General features: G+C 67.8%; 15 protein-coding genes. 6 read left to right on the top strand and 9 right to left on the bottom strand.

Going from position 1 to position 15,874, the window contains the following annotated elements:
* Nucleotides 1–64: 64 nt before the first annotated feature.
* Nucleotides 65–748 (bottom strand): GntR family transcriptional regulator, encoded by a 684-nt coding sequence (locus AC1Q6E_RS24805; protein WP_152795669.1) that lies wholly within the window; start codon nt 746–748, stop codon nt 65–67.
* A gap of 88 nt (nt 749–836) precedes the next feature.
* Here AC1Q6E_RS24805 and AC1Q6E_RS24800 point away from each other — a divergent pair, with 88 nt between their 5' ends.
* From AC1Q6E_RS24800 to AC1Q6E_RS24790, 3 genes are all read left to right on the top strand, one after another.
* On the top strand, nt 837–1,286 hold the full coding sequence (locus tag AC1Q6E_RS24800) for a carboxymuconolactone decarboxylase family protein (RefSeq protein ID WP_152795667.1): 450 nt from the start codon (nt 837–839) through the stop codon (nt 1,284–1,286).
* An 86-nt stretch (nt 1,287–1,372) separates the two neighbouring features.
* Entirely contained in the window at nt 1,373–2,359 is a 987-nt protein-coding gene (locus AC1Q6E_RS24795) for a tripartite tricarboxylate transporter substrate binding protein (RefSeq protein ID WP_152795665.1), read from the top strand.
* Nucleotides 2,360–2,469: 110 nt separating this feature from the next.
* A complete protein-coding gene (locus tag AC1Q6E_RS24790) occupies nt 2,470–3,135 on the top strand; it encodes a GntR family transcriptional regulator (RefSeq protein ID WP_152795663.1) in 666 nt (221 codons plus the stop codon).
* A 12-nt stretch (nt 3,136–3,147) separates the two neighbouring features.
* Here the strand turns inward: AC1Q6E_RS24790 and AC1Q6E_RS24785 are convergent, their stop codons facing one another.
* The 3 genes from AC1Q6E_RS24785 to AC1Q6E_RS24775 all read right to left on the bottom strand — a co-directional run bounded on the left by AC1Q6E_RS24785 (nt 3,148) and on the right by AC1Q6E_RS24775 (nt 6,152).
* Complete coding sequence (locus AC1Q6E_RS24785) at nt 3,148–4,122, bottom strand: tripartite tricarboxylate transporter substrate binding protein (protein ID WP_296556553.1); 975 nt, start codon at nt 4,120–4,122, stop codon at nt 3,148–3,150.
* 61 nt (nt 4,123–4,183) lie between these two features.
* Entirely contained in the window at nt 4,184–5,131 is a 948-nt protein-coding gene (locus AC1Q6E_RS24780) for a fumarylacetoacetate hydrolase family protein (protein ID WP_492573732.1), read from the bottom strand.
* A 145-nt stretch (nt 5,132–5,276) separates the two neighbouring features.
* Nucleotides 5,277–6,152: a 23S rRNA (adenine(2030)-N(6))-methyltransferase RlmJ gene (locus tag AC1Q6E_RS24775; protein WP_152795655.1), complete on the bottom strand. Its 876-nt coding sequence runs from the start codon at nt 6,150–6,152 to the stop codon at nt 5,277–5,279.
* A 245-nt stretch (nt 6,153–6,397) separates the two neighbouring features.
* On the opposite strand from AC1Q6E_RS24775, the gene AC1Q6E_RS24770 reads away from it, so the two are divergent.
* Together AC1Q6E_RS24770 and AC1Q6E_RS24765 are read left to right on the top strand one after the other, a co-directional pair.
* Nucleotides 6,398–6,736: a BON domain-containing protein gene (locus tag AC1Q6E_RS24770; protein WP_152795652.1), complete on the top strand. Its 339-nt coding sequence runs from the start codon at nt 6,398–6,400 to the stop codon at nt 6,734–6,736.
* A gap of 196 nt (nt 6,737–6,932) precedes the next feature.
* Nucleotides 6,933–8,222, top strand: coding sequence for an NCS2 family permease (locus AC1Q6E_RS24765; RefSeq protein ID WP_152795650.1), 1,290 nt, complete (start codon nt 6,933–6,935; stop codon nt 8,220–8,222).
* A gap of 15 nt (nt 8,223–8,237) precedes the next feature.
* On the opposite strand, the gene edd is transcribed toward AC1Q6E_RS24765, so the two are convergent.
* From edd to ubiA, 5 genes are all read right to left on the bottom strand, one after another.
* A complete protein-coding gene (gene edd, locus AC1Q6E_RS24760; protein ID WP_152795648.1) occupies nt 8,238–10,058 on the bottom strand; it encodes a phosphogluconate dehydratase in 1,821 nt (606 codons plus the stop codon).
* A 93-nt stretch (nt 10,059–10,151) separates the two neighbouring features.
* A complete protein-coding gene (locus AC1Q6E_RS24755) occupies nt 10,152–11,381 on the bottom strand; it encodes an MFS transporter (RefSeq protein ID WP_152795646.1) in 1,230 nt (409 codons plus the stop codon).
* Nucleotides 11,365–12,195 (bottom strand): pyrroline-5-carboxylate reductase, encoded by an 831-nt coding sequence (gene proC, locus AC1Q6E_RS24750; RefSeq protein ID WP_152795644.1) that lies wholly within the window; start codon nt 12,193–12,195, stop codon nt 11,365–11,367. Before proC ends, AC1Q6E_RS24755 begins: the two co-directional genes overlap by 17 nt.
* 34 nt (nt 12,196–12,229) lie before the next feature.
* Nucleotides 12,230–12,928: a YggS family pyridoxal phosphate-dependent enzyme gene (locus tag AC1Q6E_RS24745; protein WP_152797727.1), complete on the bottom strand. Its 699-nt coding sequence runs from the start codon at nt 12,926–12,928 to the stop codon at nt 12,230–12,232.
* A 58-nt stretch (nt 12,929–12,986) separates the two neighbouring features.
* On the bottom strand, nt 12,987–13,871 hold the full coding sequence (gene ubiA, locus AC1Q6E_RS24740) for a 4-hydroxybenzoate octaprenyltransferase (RefSeq protein ID WP_152795641.1): 885 nt from the start codon (nt 13,869–13,871) through the stop codon (nt 12,987–12,989).
* A 137-nt stretch (nt 13,872–14,008) separates the two neighbouring features.
* Here ubiA and AC1Q6E_RS24735 point away from each other — a divergent pair, with 137 nt between their 5' ends.
* Nucleotides 14,009–15,868, top strand: coding sequence for a hypothetical protein (locus tag AC1Q6E_RS24735; RefSeq protein ID WP_492573731.1), 1,860 nt, complete (start codon nt 14,009–14,011; stop codon nt 15,866–15,868).
* The last annotated feature ends 6 nt before the right edge of the window (nt 15,869–15,874 follow it).

Below are 15,874 nucleotides of genomic sequence, written 5' to 3'. Positions count from 1 at the left end.
GCGGTTGAAGGCCCGCGGGGTTCGCCTCGCGGGCCTTTTTCTTTTCAGGTGGCCGCCGTACCGATCAAGCGGCGGCGTCGCCCGCGCCGGACTCCCACTGTTCTAGCAGGATGGAGATGTTGGCGGCGGTGCGTCCGATGTGCTGCGCGAGTAGTTCGCTCGCCCGCGCCTCATCGCGATCCAGGGTCGCGCGCAGGATGGCCTCGTGCTCGTCGGGAATATCGCGATCCAGCGGGCGCTCGCGCAGGAAGATGCGGCGGTAGCGGTCCGAGAACGCGAGCAGCTTCTCGCAGAACTGGGCCAGCACGGGCATCTGGCCGCCGCCGATCAGCATCAGGTGGAACTCGCGGTGGCGGACTTCCCATTCCAGGAGCGCCTCGGAATCGGAGGCGGCCCGTTTCTCCACCTGCTGCAGGCGGTGGTGCGCCGCCAGCACCGCGACCTCCCAGTCCTCGCCCCCCTGCTGCATGGAGATCCGCAGCGCATGCGGCTCCAGCATGACGCGCAGCTCGGTGATTTCCTGATGGTTGCGCACGGAGACCGGCGCGACCTGATACCCGCGCTGGTCCTGCGCGATCACCAGTCCCTCGGCCGCCAACCGCGAAAGCGCCTCGCGCAGCGGACTGAGGCTGACATTGAGCTGCTGGCTGAGCTGGTTCAGGCGCAACGGCTGGCCCGGCCGGAAGGTGCCGTTCAGCAATTCGTCGCGCAGCGACTGGGTCAGTTGGGAGGTCAGGGATGTGCTCATGGACCGGGGGCGCTCATAAAATCGATATTGACTGTAAAATCGATTTCAATAAATATAAACGAAAATCGACAACCAGGAGGATTTTCCCATGCTGCCCAAACGTATTGATCGCGCCGCCGTCGACGCCCGTATCGGCCCCTATGCCGACACCGAACAGACCCTGGACGAGCGTGCCGACATCTACCAGGAACTGATCGGCTTCGTCCCGCCCCGCATCGAAGCCCGCCTGGCGGTGACCGGCGCGCTCGACCCCAAGCTGGTTGACCTGCAGGAGAAGATGCGCGAACACGCGATGTACCCGAAGTGCTTCGACGTGAAAACCGCGCAGTTGATGCTGTTCGGCATGCTGCTGATGGACCTGAGCGATGCCGCCGTCCTGCACGGCATCGCCGCGCGCCGCGCCGGCGCCACCTGGGAGGAAATGCAGGCGGTCGTCAGCCTGTGCTTCCTCTTCCGGGGGCTCTCGGCGGCCAACCGCGGCGCCGAACTGCTGGCGAACATCGCCGAGCACGAAGCCAAGAAGGAAGCCCAGGGCTGACCCGGCCCGCCGGCCCCGGCGACCCGGCCTTTCCCCATACACGATCGCCGCGTGGCACCGCCACAGACCAACGACCAGGAGACCGCATGACTTCCTTTTTCCATTCCTCCCGACGGACCGGCATGCTCGCGCTGGCCGCCACCGTCGGCTGGCCGCTGGCCGCCGCCGCGCAGGACTACCCGGCCCGACCGGTCCAGCTCATCGTTCCGTTCGCCCCCGGCGGCGCCATCGATCAGATGGCCCGCGCGGTAGGTTCGGCGCTCAGCCGCGAACTCGGCCAGCCCGTGGTGATCGAGAACAAACCCGGCGCGGGCGGCAACATCGGCGCGGAACAGGTGGCCCGCGCGGCTCCCACCGGCTATACCCTGCTGGTCGGCACCTCGGCCACGCACGGCGTCAACCCCTCGCTCTACGCCAAGATGCCCTACGACGCGGTCAAGGACTTCGTTCCCGTGGCCCACTGGGGTTCGGTGCCGAACGTCCTGGCGGTCAATGCCTCGTCCAGCATCCGGTCGGTCGAGGACCTGGTCGCGCAGGCCAAGCGCGAGCCCGGCAAGCTGACCTACGGTTCCGCAGGCAACGGCACCTCGCTGCACCTGGCCGGGGAACTGTTCAAGCAGGCCGCGAAGGTCGATCTCGTGCACGTGCCCTACCGGGGCGGCGCCCCGGCTTCGCTCGATCTCCTGGCCGGCAACATCACCATGATGTTCGACACGGTGGCGGTCTCGCTGCCCAACCTGCGCGCGGGCAAGACTCGCGCGCTGGCGGTCGCCGCTCCCGCCCGCCACTTCGCCCTCCCCGACGTGCCGACCTTCGCCGAGAAAGGCTATCCCTCGGTGGTGTCGGCCACCTGGGCCGGCGTGTTCGCGCCGGCGGGAACGCCGGCGGCCGTCGTGCAGAAGCTGGAGGACGCCAACCGCCGCGCGCTGGCGGATCCGGCGGTGGCCGAAGTCATGCGCAAGACAGGAGTCCAGGTGGAGTTCCGCGGCAGCCGCGATTTCGCCACCTACGTGGCAAGCGAGATCGCGCTGTGGGGGAACATCATCCGGAGCAACAATATCCGCGCGGACTGAGGCCCCACTCCCCCGGGCCCCGCCCGGGGATTCCTCCAGCCCCTGCAATCGCGAAACGTGGCACCATTACGACCGCCCTGCCCGTACCTCTTCGTCGAGCGGTGAAATCCATGCCACACACTCCAGAAAAAAAGCCTGAATCTCTAGGCCAGGCCGCCTATCGGCAATTGCAGGAAGCCATCGAGACCGGCGTCCTCAAACCGGGCGACCGCGTCAGCGTGAACGCCCTGGCCGACCGGCTCGCCATCAGCCGCACGCCGGTGCGCGAAGCCATCGCCTGGCTCGAAACCGACGGCCTCATCGTGCATCAGCCCTATCTCGGCCGCGTGATCGCCGAACTCGACCATCAGATGGTGAACGAGCTTTATGCGCTGCGCTTCGTCATCGAGCCGGCGGCGGTCGGCATGGCGGCCAAGAACGCCACCGATGCCGAGATCGACGTATTGCGCGAAATGCTCGAGTTCGAACGCTCCGTCCTGGACGATCCCATCGAACGCGAGCGCCACAACCGGCGCTTCCACAACGCGCTGTACCGCACCGCGCACAATCGCTACGTGATCAGCACGCTGCGTGCGCTGCAAACGCCCATGATCCTGCTGGGACCGGCCACGGCCACCAATCCCAAGCGGCTGCAGGACGCGTATGCCGAACATGCGGAACTGGTCGAATGCATCGCCGCGCACGACACCGACGGCGCCCGCGCGGCCATGGTCCGGCACCTGACCGGCGGACAACGTGCCCGCGTCAGCTATCTGCTCAATCGGCAAGCCGATTGAGCCCCGTGGCGCTCAACCGCCTACGACGATACCCAGCTTGTCGATCAACCGGGTCCACTGCTCCAGTTCCGCGCGGATGAAGGTCCCGAACTCCGCCGGGGTCGTCAGCGAGGGCTCGGCGCCATGCTCCATCATCTGCCGCACGATATCGGGATCGCGCAGTGCGGCGTTCACATCGGTATTGAGCTTGTCCACCACCGCGGCAGGCGTGCCGACCGGTGCGAGCAGGCCGAACCAGCCTACGGCCGCATAACCCGGCACCCCCGCTTCGGCCACCGTGGGCAGGTTGGGCAGCGCCTTGGAACGTTGGGCGCTCGTCACCGCGAGCGCTTTCAGGCGGCCCGTATCGACGTAGCCCATCACGGTCTGCGCCGGCGCGAACATCAGGCTCAACGTACCGCCCAGCAGATCCGTCACCGCCTGGCCGGTTCCCTTGTAGGGCACGTGCATCATCTCGATGCCCGCCACCTCCTTGAACAACTCCACGGACAGATGCGAGGCCGCGCCGACGCCTGACGAACCAAAGGTCAGCTTGCCGGGCTCAGCCTTCGCCTTGGCCACCAGCTCCTTGATCGTGCCGATGCCCAGGCGGGGGTTGACCACCACCACGTAGGCCGAGGCCGACACCAGCGAGATGGGCGCGAACTGCCCGACATTCTTCTTGTCGAGCGATGCCGTCGAACTCATCATCAGCGTATAGCCGTCGGCCGGCGCCCGGGCCACGAAGCTGGCGCCGATATGCCCGCTGGCACCCGGCCGGTTGTCCACGATCACCTGGGTCTTCCAGACCTTGGTCAGGTGGGCGCCGAGCAGGCGCGCCAGGGTATCCGCGCCGCCGCCCGGCGGGAACGGCACCACGATGGTCACCGGCCGCGACGGAAAGGCTTGCGCCTGAGCCTGGGCCTGGGCGGGCAGCACCAGGGCCAACGGCAGCAAGGCCGCCGCCGTGCAGGCCGCGCGGCGTGCCGTATCGATTGCACATTTCATGATCTATCTCCTCCAGTGAAAACAGTCGCCAGGCGTTGTTCTTGATCGTTCCCGGCAGGGTTCAACGCGCCGCCACGATGTGCGTGCGCAAGGCCATGGCGGGCTCCTCGAACGCGCACTCGACCACGTCCCCCGGCTTCAGGAACAACTCGTCGGCATTGGGCTTGCCCACCGCCACGCCGCCGGGCGCGCCGGTGGAGAACATGTCGCCGGGCTTGAGCGGCAGCAGCCTGGAGAAATGCTCGATGATGTCCGGCAGCTTCCAGATCTGGTCGGAGGTATTGACGCGCATCCGCTCTTCGCCGTTGACACGGCAGGTCACCCAGATGTCGTAGGCGTCGCGCACCTCGTCCATCGTGATGATGTACGGCCCCAGCGGCCCGAAGCCCGGAGCGTTCTTGGCCGTCCAGAAGCGCGATCCCGACGCGACCTCGCGCTTCTGGGTATCGCGGCAGGTCAGGTCGTTCAGGATGGTGATGCCGGCCACGTAGTCGAAGGCATCCTCGCGGCGCGCGCGGTAGGCGGGCTTGCCGATCACGAACACCAGTTCGGGTTCGTAGTCCAGGTGCGGCACGTCCACCGGCCGCTCCACCTCGGCATCCTGGCCGACCAGGCAGGCGTTGAGCTTGATGAAACCGGTCGGTTCCTCCGGCAGTTCCTTGATGAGATCGGTGCGCTTGAGTTCTTCGAGATGGGTGCGGTAGTTCTTGCCCACGCACAGGAATTTTTCGGCATCGGGCACGGGCGGCAGCAGCCGGACATCGTCAAGCGCATAGGCATGGCGCTCGCGCAGCGCGGCGTCGCCCGAGGCCGCATCCAGCAGCCGCCGCGCGCGCGCCAGGCCGGCGTCCCCTTCCTCCAGCAGCGCCCTCATGGAATGCGGGAAGGCGGCTTCCCCCGGCTCCACGGCGGCCGCGCAGCGCGCCAGGTCGAGCATGCTGTCCTTGCACAGCACGCCGACGCGGGCGGCGGACGATTCGGCGGGGACGGTAAAGGTGGCGAGTCTCATGCGGTGGGGCCTCAATCAGCGTATCGAAGTGGGCGATGCTATTCCTGAATTCAGTTAAATTCAACTGAATTCAATTGAATTCAACCGTAAAAAAAGCGCCGACCCCTCCACGGAGGACTCGGCGCGGCGGATGGCCGGGAGTGTCTTACCTGGGCGTGGCGGCCTGGCCTTCCCGGCTTTCCAGGGTGAACGTGGCACCGGCGTCCTGCGCCAGGACGCCGGTCAGCCAGGGCATGATTTCCTTCAGGGCCGCCTCCAGCACCCATGGCGGATTGACGATGAACATGCCGCTGCCGTAGAGGCCCAGCCCGTCGCCCGAAGGCTTGCGCACGGTCAGGCTGACGTGCAGCCAGGGGCGCGCGGGTACGCGCGCCAGCCGCCCCGCGAGTTGCTGCGATTCGAGCCGCTGCACCTGCGGATACCAGACCGCGAAACAGCCGGTGGCGAAACGCTTCAATCCCTCTTCCAGGCAGTGAAGGACCCGGGCGTAGTCGCGCTTGTCCTCGTAGGAAGGATCGATCAGCACGATGCCGCGCCGCGTCGGGGGCGGCAGCAATGCCTTCACGCCATCGAAGCCGTCCGCGGCGTAGACCATGGTGTGGCGCTCGATATCCCGGCCCAGATGGCGGCAATTGCGCCGCAGGACGTCGATCTCGGTGGGATGCAGTTCGAACAGGCGCAGGCGGTCCCGCTCGCGCAGCGCCTGCGCCGCGATGAAGGGCGACCCGGGATAGTGGCGCAGCAGGTCATCCTGATTGAACGCGGCGATCTCGTCCACGTATTCCGCCACGATGCCGGGCAGGTCGTCCCGCGTCCACAGGCGCGCGATGCCGGTCTCGAACTCGGCGTTCTTGCCCGCCCAATCCCCATCCAGCGCGTAGACGCCGGCGCCGGCATGGGTGTCGATGTACCAATATGGCGCGTCTTTCTCGGCGAAATAGCGCAGCAACTGCACGAGGACGAGGTGTTTGAGCACATCGGCATGATTGCCGGCGTGGAAGGCGTGGCGGTAGCTGAACATGGGATTTCCAGAAGAGCGCCCATTGTAGGCGCCCCGGGGCATCGGCCGCGTCGCCGCGTTACATGTGCCACGCATTCCTTGCAATCGTGACGGCTTGCACGGACGCTCCGCATGGAGCCTGCCTGGACCGGCATCGGGGATTACAAATGCATACAGCCAGCTTTGACACCCGGCCGACCGGCCCCGTATGTTGAACCCATCGGCCACCTCCGCCCGCGGGACCGGCCGCTTTCAAGGAGAGATCGATGAGGACACGCAACCTGATGATCGCCGCCATGATTGCAGCCTTCTCAGCCGCGACGCCAATGGCCATGGCCCAGGGCGACGGCCAGGCCGCCAAGGAGTCGGCTGGCAAGTTCGCCAGCGACACGGTGATCACCACCAAGGTCAAGGCGGCGCTGCTCAAGGAACAAGCCACGCAATCGCTGAGCATCAAGGTCAAGACGGTCAACGGCGTCGTGCATCTGGCCGGCACGGCCGACGACAGCCCGCAGATCGATTCCGCCGTACGCGTGGCGCGCGGCGTCGATGGCGTGCAGGACGTCAAGAACGACATCCAGCTCAAGAAACAGGGCGACCGCTGAACCACGCGCCGCTGGCAGGCGACGGCACGCCCGCGCGCCGCCCGAAGTTCCCCCAGACCTGGCTTTTCATTTTGATGAACCACCCCTAATATGCGCCTGGGGGGGCAGGCCATCGGGGGGGCCGCAACGGCCGCGCGCGCCGGACCGGGCGCTTTCGCATGGCTTCCCACTATCGTCCACGCACCTGGAAGCCACCATGCTAGAGCGCCTATTCAAACTCCACGAACACGGCACCAATGCTCGCACCGAGCTGCTGGCGGGAATCACCACGTTCCTGACCATGTCCTACATCATTTTCGTCAACCCGCAGATCCTGTCCACCACGGGCATGGACAAGGGCGCCGTTTTCGCCGCCACCTGCATCGCGGCGGCGATCGGCTCGCTGATGATGGCGTTCGTCGCCAACTATCCCATCGGCATGGCGCCAGGCATGGGGCTCAACGCATTCTTCGCCTTCACCGTCGTGGCCACCCTGGGCTTCACCTGGCAGCAGGCGCTGGGCGCGGTCTTCATCTCGGGCGTCATCTTCATCCTGCTGACCATCACCGGCGTGCGAAGCTGGCTGATCGCCGGCATCGCGCCATCCCTGCGCAGCGCCATCGCGGCCGGTATCGGCCTGTTCCTGGCGATCATCGCGCTCAGCAGCTCCGGCATCGTCGTCGCCAGCCCCGCCACCCTGATCACGATGGGCGACCTGCACAAGCCCGCCCCGCTGCTGGCGATACTCGGCTTTTTCATTATCGCCATCCTGGACGCGCTGAAGGTCCGCGGCGCCATCCTGCTGGGCATCCTGATCATCACCGTGCTCAGCATGGCGCTGGGCATCAATGAATTCCACGGCGTGTTCTCCTCGCCTCCCAGCCTGGCGCCCACCTTCCTGCAGCTGGACATCCTGGGCGCGCTGCACATGGGCTTCGTGCACGTGGTGCTGGTGTTCGTGCTGGTCGAGGTGTTCGACGCCACCGGCACGCTGATGGGCGTGGCCAAGCGCGCCGGCCTGCTGGTCGAGGGCAAGAACCGCATCGGCCGCGCCCTGCTGGCCGACAGCACCGCCATCACCGCGGGCTCGCTGCTGGGCACCAGCAGCACCACGGCCTACGTCGAAAGCGCCTCGGGCGTCCAGGCCGGCGGCCGTACCGGCCTGACTGCCCTGGTGGTCGGCGCGCTGTTCCTGGCCGCGCTGTTCATCTCGCCGCTGGCCGGTTCGGTCCCGGCCTACGCCACCGCGCCCGCGCTGCTGTACGTGGCCGGCCTGATGATGCGCGAGCTGATCGACGTCAAGTGGGACGACATCACCGAAGCCATCCCCGCCGCGCTGACCGCGCTGGCCATGCCCTTCACCTACTCGATCGCCACCGGCCTCGCGTTCGGCTTCATCAGCTACGTCGTGCTCAAGGCCTGCACCGGCCGCGTCCGTGAAATCCACCCCGCGGCCTGGTTGATCGCCATCCTGTTCCTGGTCCGCTTCGCCTTCTTCTCGGCCTGATCCGCGGCCTGGGGCCTAATCCTCGTCGACGAACAAGGTGCAGGCCCCCTCCTCCGCCGCGCTGACCGCCCGCCGCATGTGACCGAACAGGTCGCGCCCCACGCCGCGGCGATGCGGCCGCAGATCGGGGGCGGCCGCGGCCGGGCGGGCATCCAGGTCCGCCAGCACCTCCAGCACGCCGCGCCTCGCATCCAGCCGGACCCGGTCGCCGGTGCGCACCCTGCCGATGGGGCCGCCCTTGAGGCCTTCAGGCGTAACGTGAATGGCCGCGGGCACCTTGCCCGAGGCGCCCGACATGCGCCCGTCGGTCACCAGCGCGACATGGAATCCCCTTCCTTGCAGCACGGACAGCATGGGCGTGAGCTTGTGCAGTTCGGGCATGCCGTTGGCCGCCGGCCCCTGCCAGCGCACCACCGCGACGAAATCCCGCTCCAGCTCGCCACGCTGGAAGGCGGCCAGCACATCGTCCTGCTCGTCGAACACGATGGCGGGTGCCTCCACCACCTGATGCTCGGGCGCGACCGCCGAGATCTTGATGATGGAACGGCCCAGGTTGCCTGCCAGCACCCGCAGCCCGCCGTCGGGCGAGAACGGACGGTCCAGCGGACGCACGATGGCGTCGTCCCCCGGGACCTCGGCGCCGTCCCGCCAGGCCAGCCTGCCATCCTGAAGATAAGGCTCGCGGCAATAGGCAGCCAGCCCCTTGCCCACCACCGTGGTGACGTCCTCGTGCAGCAGCCCTCCCATCCGCAACTGGCGGATGACGAACTGCAACCCGCCCGCGGCCTGGAATTCGTTCACGTCGGCCTTGCCGTTCGGGTAGACGCGCGCCAGCAGCGGCACCACCTCGGACAAGGCATGGAAATCGTCCCAGTTCAGTTCTATGCCCGCGGCCCGCGCCATGGCCACCAGGTGCAGGGTGTGGTTGGTCGAGCCGCCAGTGGCCATCAGCCCGACGATGCCGTTGACGAAAGCCTTCTCATCCAGGACCTCGCAGATGGGCGTATACCGCCCGCCGCCGTGCCATAGCGACACGGCCTGCCTGGCCGCCGCTCGGGTCAGCGCCTCGCGCAGCGGAGTATGGGGGTTGATGAAGGACGTTCCGGGCAGGTGCAGCCCCATGAACTCCATCAGCATCTGGTTCGAATTGGCGGTTCCGTAGAAAGTACAGGTACCCGGCCCATGGTAGGCGCGGCTCTCGGCTTCGAGCAGTTCCGCCCGGCCGACCTTGCCCTCGGCATAGGACTGCCGGATCCTGGCCTTCTCGTCGTTGCCCACGCCGGTTGTCATGGGGCCGGCCGGGACGAACACGGCCGGCAGGTGGCCGAAGGACAGCGCGCCGATGACCAGGCCCGGGACGATCTTGTCGCACACGCCCAGATACACCGCCGCGTCGAACATCTGGTGGGACAGGGCCACGGCCGTGGCCATCGCGATGACATCGCGCGAGAACAGCGACAGTTCCATGCCCGCCTGGCCCTGGGTAACGCCGTCGCACATGGCGGGCACCCCGCCGGCGAACTGCGCGGTGGCGCCGGCCGCCAACGCCGCCTCCTTGATCCAGGCGGGAAAATCGGCCAGCGGCTGGTGGGCCGACAGCATGTCGTTGTAGGCCGATACGATGGCCACGTTGGGCTGCTCCTGCACCTTGAGCATGAGCTTCGCGCGCTCAGGCATGGCCGCGAAGCCATGCGCCAGATTGGTACACGACAGGTGGCCGCGCTCGACCTTCGCGCCGGCCCGGGCCCGGGTTTCCTCCAGCCATTGCGCGCGGCGGTCGCCGCCCCGCGCGAGAATACGATCGGTGACTTCCTGCAGGACGGGATGCAAAGACATGGCGGTCGACCTCCGGGATGCTGGCACGCACGGCGGGTGCCGCGGTGCTGGCCGCGGGCGCATGCGCATGCGCATGCGCAAGTATCGGACCCGCTAGCCTTCCAACGACTTCAAGCGGCGCAACTGGGGAAACAATACCATCCACAGCAGGGCTACCGCGACCGTGCCCGCGCCGCCGATCAGCACCGCCGGCACGACGCCGAACAGCGCGGCCGTCACGCCCGATTCGAACTCGCCGAGTTGATTGGAGGTGCCGACGAACAAGGAGTTCACCGCGCTGACGCGGCCCAGCATTTCGGGCGGGGTCTGCAACTGGACCAGGGTGAAGCGGATCACCACGCTGACCACGTCCGAGGCCCCCAGCACGAACAGCGCCGCCATGGAGACAATCAGGTGCGAGGACAGGCCGAACACGACCGTGGCAAGCCCGAAGACCACGAGTGACGAGAACAGGAGGGTACCGACGTTGCGGTGGATGGGGTGGTGGGCCAGGAAGACCGACATGGCCAGCGCCCCCACGGCGGGCGCCGTGCGCAACAATCCCAGCCCCCAAGGCCCGGTCTGGAGGATGTCGCGCGCATAGATGGGCAGCAGCGCGGTGGCGCCGCCCAGGAGCACCGCGAACAAGTCCAGCGACAGCGTCCCCAATATGACCGGGCGGCTGCGGATGAAGGCAATGCCCGAGAACACGGACTTGAGCGTGACCGGCTCGCGGGTGGACACGGTGCGTTCCGCCCGTATCATCGCCACCAGGCCGCCGCCGACGAAGAAGAACACGCAGGCCACCACATAGGCGACCATGGATCCGAACCCGTACAACAGCCCGCCCATCGCGGGCCCCAGTATCTGCGCGGTCTGGGTGGCGGAGGTGGACCAGGCCGCGGCCTGGGGGATGAGGCCGCGGGGGACCACTCCCTGCACCAGCGCCGCCATCGTGGGCGACTCGAAGGCGCGCGCGGCGCCGCCCAGCGCCACCAGTCCCAGGATGGCATCGCGCGTGAGCCAGCCCTCCCATGTACCGAAGGCCAGGAGACCGGCCGCGATCGACTCCACCACCATGCAGACGCTGGCGATGGCCCGCCGGTCGTAGCGATCGGCCACCTGCCCCACGACGAAGGTCAGCAGCACCATGGGCAGGAATTGCGCCAGTCCGACCAGGCCCAGGTCGAAGGCGCTGCCGGTGATCTCGTAGACCTGCCAGCCCACGGCCACCGACAGCATCTGGAACGACAGGGTCGACATGACCCGGCCGAACCAGAACAGGACGAAAGGCGGGTGGCGCGCGACCGACTGGATGCCGGCGGGATTATCTTCCGAACTCATCACCCATCTCTTGCGCGCGATGGGCGGCAGCCTGCATGGCCCGGACCACGGTCTGGCGGAAATTCGCCTGGGCCAGGACATCCAGGGCGGCGGCCGTGGTGCCGCCCTTGGAGGTCACGCGCTCGCGCAGCACCGACGGCGGCTCGGAAGACGCGGCCGCCAGGCCGGCGGCGCCGGACAACGTGGCCAGCGCCAGCGCGCGCGACTGCTCGTCATCCAGCCCCACGGCCTTGCCGCCTTCGATGAGGGCCTCGATGAACAGGAACACATAGGCCGGCCCGCTGCCCGACAGCGCGGTCACGCCGTCCAGATCGGCCTCGCGCGAGACCCACACGGTGCTTCCCACCGCCTCGAGCACGGCCTGGGCCTGCGCCCGGTCGGCCTCGCCCACGCTGTCGAGCGCGGCCAGGCCGGTAACGCCCTGCCCGATCAGCGCGGGCGTATTGGGCATGCAGCGCACGACGCGCGGCCACGGCTGCGCGTCGGCCCCCAGCCAGCGCGCCAGGTCGGCGGCCCGGATGCCGGCGGCGATGCTGATCACCAGGCTGTCCTTGAGCCAGGGCCGGCTCGCCGCCGCCACCTCCTTCATGACCTGGGGCTTGACCGCGTAGACCCAGATCGCGCAGCGCGACAAGGTCTCGTCGGGCGCCGCCGCGACCGTGGCGCCACGCGCCGCCCACGCCTGCCTGGAGGCCTCGCTGGGATCCACGACGTGGATGTTCCCCATGGGGCAGAACTTGCCGGCCAGGCCGGAGATCAGCGCGGCGGCCATGTTCCCGCCACCGATGAATGCGATAGAAAGCGATTGGGTCATTGAGGTTTCCTTGGGATGCGTTGCGGCCGCGCGGTCAGGACGAATAATCCCGGGCGCCGAAGATGGCGGTGCCCACCCGGACGATGGACGCCCCGGCCGCCACGGCGGCTTCCAGGTCGTCCGACATGCCCATGGACAGGGTATCCAGCCCGAGGCCTTCCCGGTTCATGTCCCGCATGAGCGCCGCCAGGCTGGCGAAGACCGCCCGCTGGCGGACAGGATCGTGCTGAGGGGCCGGAATGCACATCAGGCCGCGCAGGCGCACGCGCGGCAGCGCGGCGATGTCCCGCGCCAGCCCGAGCGCTTCGGCGGGCGCCACGCCGCTCTTGGTGGGCTGGTCGTCGATGTTGACCTGCATGCACAACTGGAGGTCGGCCATGCCGGGTGGCCGCAAATCGGACAGGCGCTGGGCGATCTTGAGGCGATCGATACTGTGGACCCAGTCGAAACAGGCGGCGACCTGCCGGGCCTTGTTGCTTTGCAGCGGACCGATGAAGTGCCATTCGGTGTCGCCCCGCAGGTCTTCCAGCGCGGCCAGCTTCTCGACGGCCTCCTGGAGGTAGCTTTCGCCGAAGGCCCGCTGCCCGGCCGCGTGGGCCTCGCGCACCGCCTGGGCGGGAAAGGTCTTGGACACCGCCAGCAGCGCCACCTCGCCCGGCGCGCGGCCGCAGGCCTTGGCGGCGTGCTCGATGCGGTGGCGGACGGCGCGTAGGTTGTCGGCGATGGGCGACATGGCTTCGGGGGGAAAAGCGACGATTATATAGGCGGGCACCCCGCCAATCCGCCCCGCCCTAGCCCAGCAGCGTGGTCTGCACGAAAATGCCGGCGAACACCGAGAAACCGAACCAGGTGTTGTGCAGGAAGGCGCGGAAACACGCCGCGCGCTCGCGGTGGCGTATCCACCACAGGTGGCGCACGGCGATGGCGGCCGCTCCCGCCAGGCCCGCCGCATAGGCCCATCCGTAGTCCAGCATGGCGCCGACCACGCCCAGCAGCGCCAGGGTCGCCGCGTAGCACACGCCCACCGCGGCCACGTCCCACTTGCCGAAAGTAACGGCGGAGGTCCGCAGGCCGAGCTTGAGGTCGTCGGGCCGGTCCACCATGGCGTATTCGGTGTCGTAGGCGATCGCCCAGAAAATGTTGGCGGCCAGCATGACCCAGCCTTCCAGCGGCACGGTCTCGAGCACCGCCGCGTAGGCCATGGGAATGCCGAAGCCGAAGGCGATGCCCAGATAGGCCTGGGGAATGGCGAAGAAGCGCTTGAACTTGGGATAGGTGACCGACAGGAACACCGCCACCACGGACAGGGCCCAGACCAGGTGGTTCATGGGCAGGATCAGCAGCAGCGCCAGCAGCGTCAGCGCCAGCGTCACGCCCAGCGCCTCGCGGCCCGAGATCAGGCCCGATGTCAGCACCCGGTCGCGCGTGCGCTCGACGTGCCGATCGACGTCGCGGTCGAAATAATCGTTGATGCCGCAGCCGGCCGAACGCATCAGCACCGTACCCATCACGAAGGCGAACACCAGGTACAGCGACGGTCCGCCCTTGCTGGCGGCCCACAGGGCCCATAGCGTGGGCCAGATCAGCAGCAGGATACCGATCGGCTTGTCCAGGCGCACGAGGCGCATGTACAGGCCCAGGCGGTGGGAAAGGGAGACGGGAAACGTAGGGTCCATGCCGTTATGGTACCAGCGCCTTTCACAGGATCGGGTGATGCGCGCCCACCCTTCGTACCCTAGGATGCGCGCTTGCGCGAACCGGGCAGCCGGAACCAGGCGCTTCGGCGCCACGACAACGACAACAGACCCACGACATGAGAAAACTCCTGCTCGCATCCGCGCTGTGCGCGACGCTCGCCAGTTGCGCCACGGTGGACCCCGCCGACACCGCCCGATCCTCCCAGGCCATGGCGACGGCCCAAGCGGCCTTCCAACAGATCCAGTGGGGCTTTCTGCAGCCCTATGTCGGCCACCTGTACGTCAACGACGATGGCGACTGGCTGCAGTTAATGGCGGAACCGGCCCAGGGCGCGCTCGCCATCAGGCTCTACACGGCCAATGGCCTGCTGGACTCCAGCGCGATCCGGCTCCTCGTGCGCCCCGCGGCCCAGCCGGGCACCTACCACATGCTGATCGAGCAATCCGGCATGTTCAGCGACGACCAGGCGACCGTCCGCTTCGACGAAAACGGACGCATGAAAGTCCTCAACGGCTCGCTGAACGATCTGCAACTGTCGCTGGCCGACGCTGCCGCGCATTTTTCCTATCGCGCATCGGCCGCCTCGTTCCACATGAGGCCCAAGCCGCTGCGCCGCGACGTCTATACCCTGCCCGACGGCGGCACGATCCCCGTCAGCCTGGACCCGGCCTCCCCCTACCAGCAGTTGCGCGCCGCCTCGCCGTTCGGCGTCTGGGAACAAAGCGTGGGGCAGACCTTCGTCAGCCGCATCACGCTGTTGAAAATCGACAAGGACGACGCGGGCAACCTGGTTTTCCAGTACAGCCTGCCCGACGGATCGAACCCCGGCCGAGAAGTCTTTCAGGCCCCTTCCAGGACGGATCCCCGGGCATTCCGCGTACTGAGCATGCCAAACCGGCCCGCGGGTTCCTTCGAAAGCAGGCAACTGACGCTGTCGGCGGATGACCGCCTGGTCCACCGGTTCACGGGAACGGAGAACATCTTCACTTACAACGGCGACTATCTCGACATCTACATCAACCGCGGCGACTCCATCCGGATCATGAGCCGGGCGCAGGGACCGGACGATGACTCGCCCTCGACCGGGAACCATATCTATCTTCCCGTGACCCACGAGCGCCTGGCCTCGGCGATGGAAAACCGCGAGCGCCAGAAAGTCGAGCGCGAACGGAGCCGCATCCATGCCCAGCGCCGCGCCGCCGAGCGGGAGGCCGAATCCCAGGCCACGACCAACGCCATCCTGAGCGGCCTGGCCAGCGGCTTCCAGCAGGCCAACCAGAGCAACCTGCGCATGGCGCAGCAGTCGCGCGACTTCGAACGGGACCTGAACCAGAAGCTGCGGCAGATCGAACAACAGAAACAGCAGCGCGACCGCGAAGCCGCCGCGCACGCCGACCGGATCATGGCGGCCAACGCCGCGGCGGCACAGGCCCGCGCCGCGGCGGCCGCGGCCCCTTCCTCGCCGCAGAGGACCGTGGCGGCGGCATCAACGAGCGCCCAGGAAACCCAGCGTCGGCAGGAAGCCGGGCGCAAGCAGGAAGAACAGCGCAAGGCCGAGGAAGCCCGTACCGCGGAACAGGCCAGGCTGGCCAGGGAAAAACAGCGCGAGGAAGAAACCCGCAGGAAAGCGGAACTCGCCCGCCAGGAACAGGAACGCCGGACCCAGGCGCTGCTGGACCATCTCGCGGCCGAGCGCCGCGCCATACGCCTGCAAGCCGCGCAATGCCCCGCCAAGGGGGGGCTGCCCTCGGTCATCGGCATCCGGCCCGGCGTGCAGCCCAAGGTGGCCAACTGCATCACGGTGCATTTCGAGGCGCGCTGCCCCGCCGACCGCCCCGGCACGGGCATGACCGGGTCGATCTGGGCCTACAACGGCATGGGCAATTGCACCGAAACCGGCGACCTGCCGCGCAAGCTCGCCTGCGACGTACGGGAAGCCGTGGTCGAGGTCACGAACGTGACCACCTGCCAATAGCGGCGG

The organism is Pigmentiphaga sp. MLSB6-MA01, from assembly GCF_058793475.1.
This window is presented reverse-complemented; position numbering and strand designations above follow the sequence as displayed.

Coding starts and splice junctions, on each gene's coding strand:
- AC1Q6E_RS24805 (WP_152795669.1), bottom strand. CDS start 748: ATGAGCACATCCCTGACCTCCCAACTGACCCAGTCGCTGCGCGACGAA.
- AC1Q6E_RS24800 (WP_152795667.1), top strand. CDS start 837: ATGCTGCCCAAACGTATTGATCGCGCCGCCGTCGACGCCCGTATCGGC.
- AC1Q6E_RS24795 (WP_152795665.1), top strand. CDS start 1,373: ATGACTTCCTTTTTCCATTCCTCCCGACGGACCGGCATGCTCGCGCTG.
- AC1Q6E_RS24790 (WP_152795663.1), top strand. CDS start 2,470: ATGCCACACACTCCAGAAAAAAAGCCTGAATCTCTAGGCCAGGCCGCC.
- AC1Q6E_RS24785 (WP_296556553.1), bottom strand. CDS start 4,122: ATGAAATGTGCAATCGATACGGCACGCCGCGCGGCCTGCACGGCGGCG.
- AC1Q6E_RS24780 (WP_492573732.1), bottom strand. CDS start 5,131: ATGAGACTCGCCACCTTTACCGTCCCCGCCGAATCGTCCGCCGCCCGC.
- AC1Q6E_RS24775 (WP_152795655.1), bottom strand. CDS start 6,152: ATGTTCAGCTACCGCCACGCCTTCCACGCCGGCAATCATGCCGATGTG.
- AC1Q6E_RS24770 (WP_152795652.1), top strand. CDS start 6,398: ATGAGGACACGCAACCTGATGATCGCCGCCATGATTGCAGCCTTCTCA.
- AC1Q6E_RS24765 (WP_152795650.1), top strand. CDS start 6,933: ATGCTAGAGCGCCTATTCAAACTCCACGAACACGGCACCAATGCTCGC.
- edd (WP_152795648.1), bottom strand. CDS start 10,058: ATGTCTTTGCATCCCGTCCTGCAGGAAGTCACCGATCGTATTCTCGCG.
- AC1Q6E_RS24755 (WP_152795646.1), bottom strand. CDS start 11,381: ATGAGTTCGGAAGATAATCCCGCCGGCATCCAGTCGGTCGCGCGCCAC.
- proC (WP_152795644.1), bottom strand. CDS start 12,195: ATGACCCAATCGCTTTCTATCGCATTCATCGGTGGCGGGAACATGGCC.
- AC1Q6E_RS24745 (WP_152797727.1), bottom strand. CDS start 12,928: ATGTCGCCCATCGCCGACAACCTACGCGCCGTCCGCCACCGCATCGAG.
- ubiA (WP_152795641.1), bottom strand. CDS start 13,871: ATGGACCCTACGTTTCCCGTCTCCCTTTCCCACCGCCTGGGCCTGTAC.
- AC1Q6E_RS24735 (WP_492573731.1), top strand. CDS start 14,009: ATGAGAAAACTCCTGCTCGCATCCGCGCTGTGCGCGACGCTCGCCAGT.